Below are 15,665 nucleotides of genomic sequence, written 5' to 3'. Positions count from 1 at the left end.
ACTAACTGGCGCCGGATCCGAAGAGCTTCTTGTACATGGCGGACGCCTTCGGGTTCTGACCGCCGTTCGTGATGGTCGAGCAGACGTTTCCGGGAGTGGGGTCGCTGAAGTAGGCCTCGTAGCCCATCACGTCGCTGGCCGCCTTGAAGGTGTCGAACATCTTCTGGATGTAGAAGGGATTGTCGCCACCGCCGTCACCGCTGCAGGAGGCCACCCCCCATTCCCCGACGCCGACCTTCTTCCCGTGCTCCCGGGCGAACCTGATCACGTAGCACAGGCCGTTGACGTCCTCGCACTGCTTGTTCCACGTCGCCTCGTCCTTCGACGGGGGGAAGTGATCGTAGGGGTCGATGCCGACATAGTCCACGTACTCGTCGCCGGGGTAGGCGCCCCAGGGGCTGTTGCCTCTGGGCACTGGGGAGGCGTGCGCGTTGAAAGTCCAGTCGATCTTGACTTCGGGGTCGGTGGACCGGATGGCGGTCGCGATCTTCCGGAAACACTCCCGGAACGCCGTCGGGTCGGCGTCCGTGTGCCAGTACATGAATGTTCCGTTAAACTCCCAGCCGATCCGGATGATGGAGTCCGCCCGGCCGTGCGCCACGAGGAAACTGCCGAGCTTCTTCCATTCGGAGTCGTACTCGCCTCGGGCGCAGGCGGCGTTGTTGCCCTGGCCCTTGGGGAATGTCGGCTGGCTGATCAGCAGCTTGCCCTGGAAACCCTTGAAGAGATCCACCGGCCAGGACGGCTCCACCAGCCCGCCCCAACCCTGGTTGCGGCTCGTGTAGACGTGGACGATGTCGTTCGGCCGGCCGCGCCAGTCACCGAACTCGACGAGCTGCGCGAGCTGATGCGACTGGAACCCCGACAGCCACGGCAGGCCCGACCTCGTCCTACCGGCGCCGGTGCCCGTCGATCCCGTACCGGGGGTCGGGCTCGCCCCGGACGGGGTGGCGGTCGGCGTCGCGGTTCTCCTGGCGGGGGCGGTCGAGCCGGCGCTCGCGGACGGCGCGGGGGACGGCGACGCGGACGCCGAACCGGCGGCGGACGTGGCGGCCTGGAACGCCCGGGCGGCCGCCTCCGGTCCGGTCACATCAAGGGCGTCGGTCGCCGTGGCCGTGCCCTGGGTGGCCTTGACGTTGACGGTTCCCGCGAAGTCCGCCGGCACCCGGAAGCCGAGGATGAAACGGCCGTCGGCGTCCGCCCGGGTGAGCGCGCTGCCGCCCAGCTTGGCCGTCTCCGCCACGACGGTGACATCATCACCTGCGGTAAAACTGCGGCCACCGACGAGCACGATGTCCTGGTCGAAGAGGACGAGGGTGATCCGGCTGCGCGCCTGCGGGCTCAGCGTGGTGAGCGGAACGCCCTGCGTGCGGCCACTGCCCGCGTCGCCCCCCGCCCGGCTGGATCCGCTCGTCGCGGATGGCGACACGGCCGGAGTCGGCGACGGTGAGTTTCCCGCGGCGCGGGCCAGCGGGGTGACCGCCTGGAGGAGACCCACCACGAACACGGCTATCAGGCCGATCCGGGCTCCGGTCCGGACCCGACGCTGGGTGTGGATCCGGCCGCTGCGGGGTCGTCGATGGGCTGAGGGAATCGGCCGGCCGACCGGAGGGGCGGGTCGGCCGCGGATGATCGAGGCCATGCTCGCGCGCTGCCTTTCGGTGTTGGCGTGACATGCTCCCGTCGGATCACCCGGCACGCGACGGCGGAGCATGGCCGGACCACGACCCACGATGGGCGTCCCCTCCGAGCGGACCGCTCGCACGGCAACCGCTCATCGCTCCACCGGACTCGACCCATGCCTCACCAGGCGAGTCGACCGGGCACCGTCAGGTGCCCGTCCGTGAACCCGACCGTCCCCGACCTCGCAGCCGGAACGATTCGACAGGTGCTCCACCCAGGTAACCGATACACACCTGGGCGGTACTGGGACTAGGAGTGATGAGGCCAATCGTAAACAGCGCACCCCAGCCAAGGAACAGCACCCTCATGAATACTTTCCGTAGTAGCGCATATGTTGTAGATTTGGTACTACAAATCCCGAGGTAACCGCCATAAATCAACGGAAAGACAAGAAGAAATGAGCCGGAGCGGACCACAGAGAGCACACTCACCCGGGATCGCTCCGGATCATCGAATGACCAGTGCGTCGTCCGGTGGTTGGGTGATGGTCCATCCAGTCGGGTGCACCAGCGCCGGCAACAGCCGGACTCCCCAGGGCAGCTGGGCGCCGTCCAGGGTGACGTCGATGGTCCGGGTGCCGGCCTGGTCCACAGCGGCGAGCCGAGACAGCTCGTGGGCCTCCGCGGCCACCCGCGGCGGTACGGTTCCCGGCCGCGCGAACAGGATCAGATCTCCGGCCGGACCGGTGGTGTGCACCTGTACCCGTAGGGTGCGCCGCCGCCAGCCGGACCTGCTCACGGTGTAGGTGACGGTCGGCTGGGCGACCGGAGCCGGCGGCGGTGACGCGGGGCCGGTGGGCGGGCCCACCGGCGGGTTCGTCTGCGCCTCCGGCGCGTGCTCCGGGACCGGACGGACCGGCACCGGATGGAGGGGGCCGGTGGTCATGGACGGGCCGCGGGCGGGCGGCCACCTCCAGCGTCACCTCAGCCCCGGGGGTCCGGGCCGGGCGTCCCTGCGCGTCCTGGTATTCGACGAAGACGCGGTAGCGATAGGTCACGCCGACGACGACATCGGTGTCGTGGAAGAGGCCGCCGGTGCCCCGCGCCCGCCGGGGCGGCTGGCTGACCGCGGCGGGCGGTGCCACCGTCCGCTCCACTGTCACGGCGGCCAGCGCCCCGCCGAGGCTCCAGTCCAGGCGGATCCCGGCGGCGGTGCGCTCGGCTCGCAGGTCGGTGATGTCCCGGGTGAAGACGAGCGGGGCGGCCTCCACCGGCACGGAACGGCGCTCACCGCAGAGGGCGGTCACCTCGTATCGCACCGGCGTCCAGGCGGGGGCGCCGGCATCGCACAGCTCCGTCGAGCGGGTGGTACCGAGGCTGCTCCGCCCCGGGGCCACCCCCTGGCCGTCGCTAACTTCCACGGGCACGATGCGTTCCACCCGGTAGGAGACCGCTCCCCCGACCGAGGGCGAAGCACGCCACCACAGCTGCACCGAACCGTCGGGGCCAGGCACCGCGGTCAGGTCGGACGGCGGGGAGAGCGGCAGGGCCGCCATCGCCGCGAGCGCCTCCCGGTTGTCCGCCGCCGTCGCGAGGACCGCGGCGAGGGCGGCCTCCTGGTCCTCGGGTGGTAGCGCGCGCGCCGCCTCGACCCGCCGGCGGATCACCGCCTGGGCGGCAATGAGCTCGGCCAGTACCTCGGCCGGTTTCCGGCCGTCGGGGCCGGGGACGTCGGCGGCCTGTGCCGCGAGCCAGCGGGCGTCGGCGAGCGCCGCATCCGCCCGGCACGCCGCGCGGGCCTCGGCGAGGGCTCGCCAACCGGCGTCCGCGGCGCCCAGCGCGGCGGAGACCCGGGCTCCCAGTTCCTCCGCCGTCCCGGCGACCGGCCCACCGACGGCGGCCAGCACCGGATGGGCGGTCGTGAGGATCTCGCCGGCCTGGCGGGGATGACCGCCCTCCAGGGCGCGGCGCACCGCGACGAGCGCCTCGGCCGCCTCCCTGGCCTGGCGCAGGCTGTGCCCGCAGTGCCGGCAGACGACCGCCGCCGCCTCGGTCATCGATCCGCAGGACGGGCAGGTGGTGTAGAGGTCGGTGTCGCAGTACCGGCAGTGCCGCACGGACCCGGCCGCCTCCGGCCGGCCGCATCCCGGGCATACCACATAGTCGACGACCCCGCCGACGTTCACCGCGGCGCCGAGCTCCCGGGCCGCCTCCAGGACGACGGACTTCGCCTGAGCCGCGGTCAGTCCGCGCCCGGTCGCGAGCGCCGCCCGGACGAGACCCTCGAAGGCGACCGCGGTGAGCTCGCCGTCGAGCACGACGTGTTCCTTGACCGCGGGCCGCAGCTCGTCCACGGCGTCCGCCATCAGCCCAACGGTGTACGCGGCGGGGTCACCCTCGATCAACCGGGCGGAGACGAGGGCGAGCAGGTCCGCGGTGACCGTCTTCTCCCGGTCATGGGGACGGTGGTGGTTGCCCGCCACCATCACGGCGTACGCGGCCCGCAGCCGCTCCGGTGAGGCGTCCGGGGCCAGCCCCAGGAAGGCCCACAGCGACGCCGTCGAGACCCGGTCCCCGCCGCGCAGGGCGCGCAGCTCGCCGAGCCGTTCAGAGATCTGCCGGCGGACCTCGGCCGGCAGCGGTTCGACGCCCCCGCCGACGGCGTCGATGATGATCTGCTCCCGGCTCAGACGAGCATCGAACTCCTCGACCGTCACCCCGGCGGCGACGGCGAGGCGGCGCAGGCCGTCCACCCGGGATGCCGGGATGCCGCCGAATCGCTCCCGGACGGTGGCGAGATAGCCGTCGACCTTGGCGAGACGCTCGGCGTCACCGCTACGCCGGGCCACCAGCACCCGGGCGCGGACCCGTTCCCGGGAGTCCGCGTCCCGCAGCGGCTCCTCCCATTCCGCCCGCCGACGGACAAGCTCGGCGGCAAGGGTCGCGTACTTCGCCGAGTTGCGTTCCCGCTGCAGGAAGGCGAGCACCCGCACCAGGTGCGCCCCGACGTCGGAGTCGGTGTACGCCACCGTCGGATCGAGACCCGCGAGGAGGAACGGGTCGGTGGTGTCCAGGGAGGCACAGGCCCGCAGCGGCGCCAGCACCCGCTGGCGATAGCCGCTGCCGTCGAACGCCGCGCTCACCGATCCACCTTCGTCCCACGTGCCCACCGCGCCCGCCATGCCCGCCGGGAATCGGCCGGCGGCCCGTCGTCAGGCGCCGATCGTGAAGCGGCCGTCGACCACTCCACACCTGAGAGTACGAAGCCGCGCCTCGGCGCGGGCAGCGGACGCCAGGTTGGCACCGCCCGCACGCACTGCGCGCACCCACGTCCCCGCGAGGCCTGGAAGGCGCTCCACCGGACGCGGTGCCTGGTCAGGCTGAACCCTATCCACTCCGGCGTCGGCCGCCGCGGGCCGGAACACTCGTGCGGGAACACTCGTGGGGAAGGCCGAACGGCCCCCTCGGGCACCGGCGCCGATCAGCCGGGGCCCGATCCGCCGGGGGGTCTCAGTCCCGCTGCTTGAGCAGGCTGACCTTCGCCGACTCGACGGCCCGCATCTCCTCCGAGCCGACCCCGGCGCGCACCTCGAGCACCAGGGGGGTGGCCGCGCCCTCGTGCGAGGCGGTGACCTGGATCGTCTGGTCCCCGCCCATCGTGAAGGTCACCTCAACGGGGGTGCCCAACGGGTGGCCAGGCGGAATCCCGCTGATGGAGCCGGCGACGATCACCTTGTTGTCGTCGATCGCCGTGGACTCGGCGGTGGTGCCCTGCTCGAAGACCCGGATGTCCACCTCGGCCTGATCGTCGACGACGGTGTAGAAGGTCCGGGTGACGGCGATAGGCAGCGGGTCGTTCTGGTGGGCGAGGAAGGCCGCGACCGGTGTGCCCCGATCCTCGGCGAAGATCCCGAAGCCACGCGACGTGACATTCGTCACCTTCGTGCGGACGAGATCAACCACGGAGGTGGTCGCGAGTCCCGCCTCCTCGGCGCTGGCGGCGGCCGCCTTCTCCACGTCCACGGCGTCAGCTGCGGCGAGTTCCTGGTCGGGACGTAGATGCCCGCTGGCGACCAGGTTCGCGTGGACCTCCCGCTCCAGCGCCTTCTTCTGCCCGTACACCGCGGCGCCCTTGGCGACGGCAAGATCGGGATCGGCAAGCCGGGAGGTGAGCCCGAAGGACTCCTGCAGCCGGCGGGCCACCGCCGGTGTCTTGCTCATGCCCCCCACCAGCAGGCACAAGTCGATCTTCTCGACGCCTTTCTCTCGGGCCGGCGCCAGCACCGAGCCGGTCAGGTCGAGAGTGCGCCGCAGCAGCGGGCCGGTGATCTCCTCGAAGACGGTCCGGGTCACCGGCACGCTTGTGCGTCTGCCGTTGTGCACGACCAGCACGTCGACGCTGTCCCGGCCGGACAACGCCAGCTTCGCGTCCTCGGCCGCGGCCAGCAGCTCCTGCTCGTCATAGACGTCGTCGAGCGGGTCGCCCGCGTCGGGCTGCGCCTCGGTGAACTTCTGCGCCAGGTAGCGGACGAGTTCATTGTCCCAGTCCGCACCGCCCAGCTCGTGGTCGCCATCCGTGGCGACCACGGTGATCGCGCCCTCGCTCAGCCTGATAACCGTGGTGTCGAACGTGCCACCGCCGAGGTCGTAGACCAGCACGGTCGACTCCTCGGCCCCGTCCTGGCCGAATCCGTAGGCGAAGGCGGCGGCGGTCGGCTCGTTGATGATGTCGACCACGTTGAGGTCGGCGAGCTCGCCGGCCAGCTTCGTCGCCTTGCGCTCCTCGTCACCGAAGTACGCGGGCACGGTGATCACTACATCGGTGACCGGGACACTGGTCGCGCGTTCGGCGTCCGCGGCGAGCGCCTTGAGCACCAGGCTCGACACCGCGGAGGCGCTGTACTCCGCGTCATGCGCCACGAACCGCCAGTCCGACGCGCCCATGTGCCGCTTGACCAGCCGGGCGACGTCGTCGGGACGGATGCGAGCCTGGCGTTTGGCCTGGGTTCCCACCACGAAAGAGGTTGGGCCCTCCGCCCCAGTGTCGAACAGGACGACCGAAGGCGTCGTCGGCTGGGACTCGATGTTGCGGATCACTTCCGGTCGGCCGTACTCGTCGACCTGGGCGATGCAGGAGTAGGTCGTGCCCAGGTCGATCCCGAACACCTTGGTGCCTGCCACCGTCTAATTCTTCCCTTCACAAGCCTCGTAGCGTTCGCCGCGGTGCCCGCCCTCCGCGGCTCAGCGCGATCGGTAGACCTCGGTCTCCGCCGGTCGGACGACCGTGGTCTCGCCGCGGACGAAGCCCGGACGAACAGTACGAGCGATAGTCCCGTCCCGTCCCGGGTCGTCCGTCAGCACCCGACGCACCCCCAGGTGCCGCGCCGGGTCGAAGGTCCCGCCCGGCACCGCTGTATACGGGCGGACGTCCACAGCGACATCGAGCACCTGGAGCAGCTGCTTACGCAGGATGCCGGCGACACTCTGCGGATCGTCGGCCCCCAGGCTATCCATTTGATCATGAAGTCGAATCAACCCCCGCAGAAGGGGAGCCATGGCTTCGGTAAGTTCACCACTACGTAGCCGGGCATTCTCAGCGTGCAATCGGTCCACGAGTTGGGTACCGTGCCGCCGTAGCCGGGCCAATTCGTCGACGCGGCTCGCGAGGCGTTCCAGCGCCACCGCCTGGACAGCACCGATCGAACCCACCAGATCCGTCCCGCCGCCGTCAGGGCCCGGGCTGCCCGCGGGGCAGGCCTGATCCGCCGGGCCGCCCTGAGGAACCTGATCATCCTGAGCCGCGGTGCCGCCGTGGCCGGCCGGGCCACGCTCCCCATCCCGTTGATCCGGGCCTGTCGGGGACCGTGTCGGCGTCGCCGGTCCGGCGTGCTCGGATGCCACGGCCGGCTCCGGCCCGCCGGGCCCGGCCTCGTCGGGGCCAGCCGCCCCGAGGTCCCCGCCCTCGGAACCGCCGTCCCGGAGATCACCGTTCTCGAGGTACTCCTGCCGGGAACCGTCGGGGGCGTAGGAACCGTCGCCAGGGTAGTCGCTGCCGTCCGCGCAAGGTCCGGCGCCGGGAAACGGGTCGGTTGCGCCGGGAAACTCATCCCGCGCCCCATACCCCGATCCGGCATGGTCCCCGTAGCCACTCGACCCGCCGTGGCTCGGCGGCGAGGGGGACCATGCCGAGGCGTTCCGTGCCGGGAACCGGTCCTCCCCCGGCGGATAGGCGTCCACCGGAACCTGCCGTCTCCGGCCCTGCTCCCAGCCGGCCGCTCGCGAAGGATCGGCGTATGCCGGGTCGGCCTGGCCCGGCTCGGCGCCAGGCACCGGCCCGCCGCGATCATCGGCGGAGTATCGCCCGGGTCGCTCCCGGCCTTGCCCGGAAGCCGGGTCACGATCAGGATGAGATCGGTGCCCGGGGTGGGCCCGCTGGTCGGAGCTCGCGCGGTCGGCGCGCGTCCGCTCGGGTGAGGGCTCGCGACGTGGCTGGAACATCGAGTATCGATCCTCCTCGCCGACGGGCGGCGGGACCGGATGGCTCATCGCGGGCTACCGGCGTCATTTGCGGCCAGCGGTCCAGTTCAGGCCCCAGCCGTAGGCCTCGTCAAGCTCGCGGTGACCGCTGACGTAGCGGACCTCCCGGCTGACCTTGAAGTCGTTGCCGGTATTGGTCAGCAGGGCAACGGCGCACATCCGGACGCCGCCGGCCCGCTCGTCCAGCCGGACCTCGATCGGGGCACCCTGCGCCGGAGTCAGGGTGACCACCGCGTCGGCCTGGTCGAACGAGGCCACCCCCTCGTAGATGAAGGCAAACACGAGGATGCGGCGGATCTGGGAGATGGCGGCGAGGTTCACGTACAGGTTCTCGCCACCGACCGCGGCGCCCGTGCGGTCGTCCGCGTCGAGGTTGATGAAGGGGGGGTCCGTGAAGGAGCCGAACGCATCGCCCAAGGCCTGGACCACACCCGCACGGCCGTCGGAGAGTTCGAACAACGCGGCGAGGTCGAGATCAATGCCGCCGCCCGCGGCGCCCAGCACCCGCTTGAGGAAGCCGCCCTTCTGCTGGCCGCCGCCCGGCTGCTGGTTCCAGTTGAGGTTCACGTGCAGCCGCCCGCCACCGCCCTGCTTGCTCAGCGAGACGGTCGGCGCGGATTTCGTCAGTGTCACCTTGCTCAGTGAGACCGAGCCGGAACCGGCCGCCGGGGTGGCGGGACGTTTGCTGTAGTCGATGCCCATGGTCCGCTCCCTCGCGGTAGCTGGGCGTCATCCATGATCAGATAATCATCGCCTGGCAGGATCGGACGCCGGTACCCGACGATGTCACATCCGCGGCGGTGCTCTCCAGACCGGCCGCCCGGGCCCGGTTGCGCCGGGCAGCTGTCACCGCCCGGCGCACGGCGCTACAGCGGGGCGCCGACGACCTCCCGTGGCTGCCCCGGGCCGCCCTCGCCCTCGCCCGGGACGGACCCGGCACCCGCCGAACCGCGCTCGGCGGACCGGTGGCGGATGGAGGACAGCAGCGACAGACCGATGAAAGCCACCCCGATGATACCGGTGACGATCTCCGGAACCTCGGTCTCGATCGAGATGCCCAGGATGACGGCCAGCGCCCCGATCGCATAGTGGGCACCGTGCTCGAGGTAGATGTATTCGCCGAGGGTGCCCCGCTGGACCAGGTAGACGGTCAGGGACCGGATGTACATCGCGCCAATCCCGAGGCCGGCCGCGATGATGAAGATGTTCTGGGAGATCGCGAAGGCACCGACGACCCCATCGAATGAGAACGACGCGTCGATGACCTCGAGGTAGAGGAAGAGGAACGCGGCGGCCTTGCCGGTGGCGAGCACCAACTTCGGCGGGCCGGCGGTGCCGTTCAACCGGGCCGGGGCCAAGCCGGCCGACTCGGCGGCGGAGCCGGAGTCGTCGTCATCGGCGCCCACACCGCGGGCCTCGAAGAACTCGCCGAGTCCCCGCACGCCCAGATAGGTCGCGAGCCCCGCCAGCCCGGAGAGCAGCACCTGCTGCTGGTGGCCGCCGGCGAAGGCCTGGCCGACCACCAGCAGGGCGATGAGCCCGAGCACGATCGGAACCACATCGAGCTGGCCCGCCCTGCGCAGCGGCTCCTCCAGCTTCTTGATCCACTGGATCTCCCGTTCGGGGTCGAACAAGAAGTCCAGGAACAGCATGAATAGGAAGATCCCGCCGAACGCGGCGATGGCCGGATGCGCGTCATCCAGTTTCTCCGCGTACCGGGCACTGTCGTTCAGCGCCAGGTCGAAGACCTCGACCGGACCGAGATGCGCGGTCAACGCCACGATGGCGATCGGGAAGACCAGACGCATGCCGAACACCGCGATCAGGATGCCGAACGTCAGGAAGATCTTCTGCCAGAACTGGCTCATCCGGCCAAGGATCGTCGCGTTGATGACGGCGTTGTCGAAGGACAAACTGATCTCGAGCACCGCGAGGATCGCGACAAGCGCCGCGGCCCGGGGGCCACCGATCACCCCCGCCGCGGCCACCCCGATAACAGTGATCCCCAAGGACCATCCGAAGACTCGCAAGGCGTGCACGCCTACCAACACCCTCCCGGACCGGTCGCCAGATCCCGGCCGCGCCGCGCGGGCGGATCCGCGGTCCGTCGGATCCCGCATCGCTCAAGCATCACCGGAGACCGCATCGTCCGCGGCCTACTGGCCCGGTGCGGCGGTCGTCGGCATCGTAACTGCTCGTCTGGTGGGCGCGACCTGACAAAAGTGCTACACCCGATGTGTATCGCTTTATCTGTACATGTCACCCACACACGGCCGGATCCCTAGTATCCGGTCATTACCGGACCGGCCGTCCGGACCCACCGGCCCGGTCAGACCCGCCGGCAGGTCGGGCCCGGTCGCCTGACCGAGCCCGACCGCGCACCCGGGGTTCAGACGTTGACGCCGAAGTCGCGCGCGATCCCGGTCAGACCCGAGGCGTAGCCCTGTCCGACGGCTCGGAACTTCCAGTCCGCGCCGTGCCGGTAAACCTCGCCGAACACCATAGCCGTCTCGGTGGAGGCGTCCTCGGTGAGGTCGTAGCGGGCGATCTCGCTGCCGCCGGCGCCGTTGACGATCCGGATGAAGGCGTTGCGGACCTGGCCGAAGCTCTGCTGCCGCGAGTCCGCGTCATAGATCGAGACCGGGAAGACAATCTTGTCAATCTCCGATGGCAGGGTCGTGAGGTTCACCATGATGGCCTCGTCGTCGCCCTCACCCTCGCCGGTCAGGTTGTCGCCCTGGTGCTCGATCGCGCCGTCGGGGCTCTTGAGGTTGTTGAAGAAGACGAAGTGCCCGTCCGACGCGACCTTGCCGTCGGCCCGGCACGCGATGGCGCTCGCGTCCAGGTCGAAGTCCGCGCCGGTTGTGCTCCGAACGTCCCAGCCGAGTCCGACCAGGATGTTGGTGAGTCCGGGCGCCTCCTTGGTCAGCGACACGTTGCCGCCCTTGCTGAGGCTGACTCCCACTGCTCTCCTCCTGCTGTGCGTTGTTCGAAAGGGCCGCTGTTCAGATGTTGCCGCTGTTCAGATGTCTCGGAGGCCGCTCAGGCGGCCCCCCGCGGAAGCCGTCGACCCGGGGCAAGGTGCGCCCCGGGTGTCCCCGGCATCCGGGCGCCGGCAGCCTACTGCGCGGCGTGAACGCCACAGTGACTCTCCGCCCGCGAAGGCCACGTGGCCGGAGTACTGTGCCCTGCGGGACGAACGAGTGGGCCGCGAGGTTCCCGCGGCCGGCGCCACATCGCCCCGGCGCCGTCCCGTTGCCGCGCCGGCTCCGCCCGGATCGTCCCGGTGCCGCTCGCCCTCCACGATCGAACCACCCCTTTACGCGCCGGTAACCGCAGCGGAACACCACCCAAGCTACCCCGACCCCACCACACAACATCACCACAATGATTCCGGAATGCGCCGGGCGTCCGCCGCCGGGGCCCGGTGACGCTCCGGCCTCGACCCCGCACCCGGAACACCACAACGGAGGAGGTTCGGACGTTCGACAGGGCCACAACTGGGGAACATCGCCTTCAGCGCGGGCCATCCGGGCGGGACGGACCGACCCACCCCAACGACAACAATCGCCCATGCGATGGTCGCGGGCAGTTCACACAGAGGTGTCGCCAATCGCCACGTGCAGGGCGGACCATTGAGGTGTGGTTCGTCTGGATAAGGTCGTCATGATGATCGGACGTTCAGTAGGCCGGGTTGTCATCTCCGATGTGACACCGACCGTCTCGTGTGGCCAGTGGCCGGCGCGGGCGGTCGCGGGCGAAATTCTCACCGTCGGTGCAACGGTGTTCCGCGAGGGTCATGACCTCATCGGCGCGAACGTTGTGCTGTCAGGTCCCGACGGGCAGGGAACTCCGTTCACCCGGATGCGGTCCGTTGGCCCCGGGACCGACCGTTACGAGGCGGAGATCACCGCCGGGACCGAAGGCCTGTGGGGATATCGGGTCGAGGCGTGGGCTGATCCGCTCGCCACCTGGCGGCACGGTATCGCCCTCAAGGTCGGCGCGGGCCAGAACACGGACGAACTCGCGGTGGACTTCGAGGACGGTGCGCGCCTGCTGCTGCGGGCCCTGCCCGGGCTCCCCGAACCGCGCCGGGCGGAGATCGCCCTCGCCGTGGCCGCGCTGCGCGACGACAATCGCACCGACCCCCGCGACCGGATCGCCGCGGCCCTCGATCCTCGGCTGGTGAGCCTGCTGGACGCCTGCCCGCTGCGCGAGCTGGTGACCCGCTCGCCGCTGTACCGGGTGTGGGTGGATCGTCGGCGCGCCCTCTACGGCAGCTGGTACGAGATGTTCCCGCGCTCGGAGGGCGCGAGCCTCGACCCGCCCCGGTCCGGGACCTTCCTCACCGCGGCCGAACGCCTGCCCGCGGTCGCGGCGATGGGCTTCGACGTGGTGTACCTGCCGCCGATCCATCCGATCGGCGAGGTCAACCGCAAGGGTCCCAACAACACCCTCACTCCCGGTCCGACAGACCCCGGCTCGCCGTGGGCCATCGGCAGCGAACACGGCGGCCACGACGCCGTGCATCCCGGCCTCGGCACGATCGACGACTTCGACCTGTTCGTCGCCCGGGCACGCTCGCTGGGCATGGAGATCGCGCTCGACCTCGCCCTGCAGTGCGCGCCGGACCATCCATGGGCGAAGCATCACCCGGAGTGGTTCGTCGTGCGCAGCGACGGCTCCATCGCCTACGCGGAGAATCCGCCGAAGAAGTACCAAGACATCTATCCGCTGAACTTCGACGCCGACCCGACCGGGCTCTACCAGGAGATACTACGCGTTGTCCGGTACTGGACTGCACACGGAGTACGAATCTTCCGTGTCGACAATCCGCACACAAAGCCCGTCGAGTTCTGGGAATGGCTCATCGCCCAGGTGAAGTCGACCGAACCGGATGTGCTCTTCCTCGCGGAGGCGTTCACCCGGCCGGCGATGATGCACACGCTCGCCAAGGTCGGTTTCACCCAATCATATACCTATTTCACCTGGCGCAACACGAAGTGGGAGCTCGAGAAGTACGCGCGCGAACTGGTGTCGGCCGCGCACTACATGCGGCCGAACTTCTTCGTCAACACCCCGGACATCCTGCCGGAGTACCTGCAGCACGGCGGCCCGGCGGCGTTCCAGATCCGGGCGGTGCTCGCGGCGACGCTGTCGCCGACCTGGGGCGTCTACGCCGGGTACGAGTTGCGCGAGAACACCCCGGTCCGACCGGGCAGCGAGGAGTACCTGGACTCCGAGAAGTACCAGTACCGGCCGCGCGACTGGGCCGCGGCGGAGCGTGCGGGCCAGTCGCTCGCGCCGTACCTGACCAGACTCAACCAGATCCGCCGCGCCCACCCCGCCCTGCAGTGGCTGCGCAACCTCCACTTCCACCATGCCGACGGGGACGAGATCATGGTCTTCTCCAAGCGGGTGGACTCCCTGCGAGCAGACGACACGGGTCCCGGGGACACGGCCGCTGCCGACACCGTGCTCGTCGTCGTCAACCTCGACCCGCACGCTCCCCGGGAGACCACCGTGCGGCTCGACATGCCGGCCCTCGGCCTCGGCTGGGAAGACTCCTTCGAGGTCACCGATGAGATCACTGGTGCCGCCTACGCGTGGGGCAAGCAGAACTACGTGCGGCTGGACCCGGCGGTCGAGCCCGCGCACGTCTTCGCTGTGCGGGCCCGGCCGTGATGGATTCTGAGCCTCTCAGCGAACCGATCGGCGAGCACACCCCCGGCCCGGCCCCCGCCATGCCGAGCGGGGAGACCTTACGCGACCCGCGCTGGTTCAAGCGGGCCGTGTTCTACGAGGTGCTCATCCGCGGCTTCGCGGACTCCAACGGCGACGGCACCGGGGACATTCGCGGCCTGATCTCCAGACTCGACTACCTGGAGTGGCTCGGCATCGACTGTCTGTGGCTGCTGCCAATCTACTCCTCGCCGTTGCGTGATGGCGGCTACGACATCAGTGACTACTTTCAGATCCTGCCGGAATTCGGCGACCTCGGCGACTTCGTCAGCCTGGTCGACGAGGCCCACCGCCGGGGCATCCGGATCATCGCGGATCTGGTGATGAACCACACCTCGGACGCCCATCCCTGGTTCCAGGCGTCCCGCTCCGACCCCGACGGGCCGTTCGGGGACTTCTACGTCTGGTCCGACAGCGACGAGCTGTACCCGGACGCCCGGATCATCTTCGTGGACACCGAGAAGTCGAACTGGTCGTGGGATCCGGTCCGCGGTCAGTACTACTGGCACCGTTTCTTCTCCCACCAGCCCGACCTGAACTATGACAACCCCGAGGTCCAGGAGGCGATGCTGGAGGTCCTGCGCTTCTGGCTCGATCTCGGCATCGACGGGTTCCGGCTCGACGCGGTCCCCTACCTCTATGTCCGGGAGAACACCAACGGCGAGAACCTGCCGGAGACCCACGAGTACCTCAAACGGGTCCGCAAGGAGGTCGACGCCAAGTACGCCGACCGTGTGCTGCTCGCCGAGGCGAACCAGTGGCCCTCCGACGTCGTCGAGTACTTCGGCAACGACGACGAGTGTCACATGGCGTTCCACTTCCCGTTGATGCCGCGCATCTTCATGGCGGTCCGGCGGGAGTCCCGCTACCCGATCTCGGAGATTCTCGCTCAGACGCCCCAGATCCCGCCGAACTGCCAGTGGGGCATCTTCCTGCGCAACCACGACGAGCTGACGCTCGAAATGGTGACCGACGAGGAACGGGACTACATGTGGGCCGAATACGCGAAAGATCCACATATGAAGGCCAACATCGGCATTCGTCGCCGGCTGGCGCCGCTGCTGGACAACAGCCGTGACCAGATGGAGCTGTTCACCGCGCTCCTGCTCTCGCTGCCCGGCTCGCCAGTGCTGTACTACGGCGACGAGATCGGGATGGGTGACAACATCTACCTGGGCGACCGGGACAGCGTCCGGACTCCGATGCAGTGGTCACCGGACCGTAACGCCGGTTTCTCCACCGCGGACCCGGCCCGGCTGTACCTTCCCCTGATCATGGATCCGGTCTACGGTTATCAGGCCCTGAACGTCGAGGCCGGACAGCGCATGCCGACCTCGTTCCTGGCCTGGACCAAGCGGATGATCGAGGTACGCAAGCGTCATCCGGTCTTTGGGCTCGGCGACTACACCGAGCTTGGCGCGTCCAATCCCTCGATCTTCGCCTTCGTCCGCGAGTTCGGCGACGACCGGGTCCTGTGCGTCGCGAATCTGTCCCGCTTCGCCCAGCCGGTGGAGCTCGATCTGCGTCGTTTCGAGGGATTGGTTCCGGTGGAACTGCTCGGCCGGGTGCACTTCCCGCCGATCGGCGAGCTTCCCTACCTGCTGACGCTGCCAGGTCACGGACATTACTGGTTCGCGGTGACCAGACCGGGGGAATTCACCCCCTAGCCGCGTTGGGCGGACCGGGGCAACGGAGGCCGTCGGGGACCGTCGGTCAAGGAACAGTCAAGGAGCACCGGAACCGCCTGGACGACGCGCGGCCGGC

9 protein-coding genes are annotated in these 15,665 nt (G+C 69.7%); 2 read left to right on the top strand and 7 right to left on the bottom strand.

What is annotated here, in order from left to right; genetic code table 11:
- Position 1 precedes the first annotated feature (1 nt).
- The 7 genes from AC08OQ_RS02785 to AC08OQ_RS02755 all read right to left on the bottom strand — a co-directional run bounded on the left by AC08OQ_RS02785 (position 2) and on the right by AC08OQ_RS02755 (position 11,124).
- A complete protein-coding gene (locus AC08OQ_RS02785) occupies positions 2 to 1,714 on the bottom strand; it encodes a glycoside hydrolase family 26 protein (RefSeq protein ID WP_476602284.1) in 1,713 nt (570 codons plus the stop codon).
- A gap of 396 nt (positions 1,715 to 2,110) precedes the next feature.
- Positions 2,111 to 4,765: a hypothetical protein gene (locus tag AC08OQ_RS02780; protein WP_476611886.1), complete on the bottom strand. Its 2,655-nt coding sequence runs from the start codon at positions 4,763 to 4,765 to the stop codon at positions 2,111 to 2,113.
- Positions 4,766 to 5,132: 367 nt separating this feature from the next.
- Positions 5,133 to 6,803, bottom strand: coding sequence for an Hsp70 family protein (locus AC08OQ_RS02775; RefSeq protein ID WP_476601085.1), 1,671 nt, complete (start codon positions 6,801 to 6,803; stop codon positions 5,133 to 5,135).
- A gap of 60 nt (positions 6,804 to 6,863) precedes the next feature.
- Positions 6,864 to 7,952 carry a hypothetical protein gene (locus AC08OQ_RS02770; protein ID WP_476601087.1) on the bottom strand — a complete coding sequence of 363 codons (1,089 nt, stop codon included), beginning with the start codon at positions 7,950 to 7,952 and terminating at the stop codon, positions 6,864 to 6,866.
- 231 nt (positions 7,953 to 8,183) lie between these two features.
- Positions 8,184 to 8,861, bottom strand: a complete 678-nt coding sequence (locus AC08OQ_RS02765; RefSeq protein WP_462186835.1) for a TerD family protein — start codon at positions 8,859 to 8,861, stop codon at positions 8,184 to 8,186.
- Between the two features lie 164 nt (positions 8,862 to 9,025).
- Positions 9,026 to 10,198 (bottom strand): DUF475 domain-containing protein, encoded by a 1,173-nt coding sequence (locus tag AC08OQ_RS02760; protein WP_476601089.1) that lies wholly within the window; start codon positions 10,196 to 10,198, stop codon positions 9,026 to 9,028.
- A 350-nt stretch (positions 10,199 to 10,548) separates the two neighbouring features.
- Positions 10,549 to 11,124, bottom strand: a complete 576-nt coding sequence (locus tag AC08OQ_RS02755; RefSeq protein ID WP_462186837.1) for a TerD family protein — start codon at positions 11,122 to 11,124, stop codon at positions 10,549 to 10,551.
- A gap of 701 nt (positions 11,125 to 11,825) precedes the next feature.
- Between AC08OQ_RS02755 and AC08OQ_RS02750 the strand changes: the two genes are divergently transcribed.
- Positions 11,826 to 13,844 (top strand): alpha-1,4-glucan--maltose-1-phosphate maltosyltransferase, encoded by a 2,019-nt coding sequence (locus AC08OQ_RS02750; RefSeq protein WP_476601093.1) that lies wholly within the window; start codon positions 11,826 to 11,828, stop codon positions 13,842 to 13,844.
- Positions 13,844 to 15,568 (top strand): maltose alpha-D-glucosyltransferase, encoded by a 1,725-nt coding sequence (gene treS / locus AC08OQ_RS02745; RefSeq protein WP_476604499.1) that lies wholly within the window; start codon positions 13,844 to 13,846, stop codon positions 15,566 to 15,568. Before AC08OQ_RS02750 ends, treS begins: the two co-directional genes overlap by 1 nt.
- Positions 15,569 to 15,665: the final 97 nt, after the last annotated feature.

This window comes from Frankia sp. CcCS3 (assembly GCF_977927575.1).
The sequence above is the reverse complement of the archived record's forward strand: the minus strand, read 5'-3'. Positions and strand labels throughout refer to the sequence as shown.

Bases quoted from the DNA above. Each gene is read 5' to 3' on its own strand.
- AC08OQ_RS02785 (WP_476602284.1), bottom strand. From the start codon at position 1,714: ATGCTCCGCCGTCGCGTGCCGGGTGATCCGACGGGAGCATGTCACGCC.
- AC08OQ_RS02765 (WP_462186835.1), bottom strand. From the start codon at position 8,861: ATGGGCATCGACTACAGCAAACGTCCCGCCACCCCGGCGGCCGGTTCC.
- AC08OQ_RS02750 (WP_476601093.1), top strand. From the start codon at position 11,826: ATGATGATCGGACGTTCAGTAGGCCGGGTTGTCATCTCCGATGTGACA.
- treS (WP_476604499.1), top strand. From the start codon at position 13,844: ATGGATTCTGAGCCTCTCAGCGAACCGATCGGCGAGCACACCCCCGGC.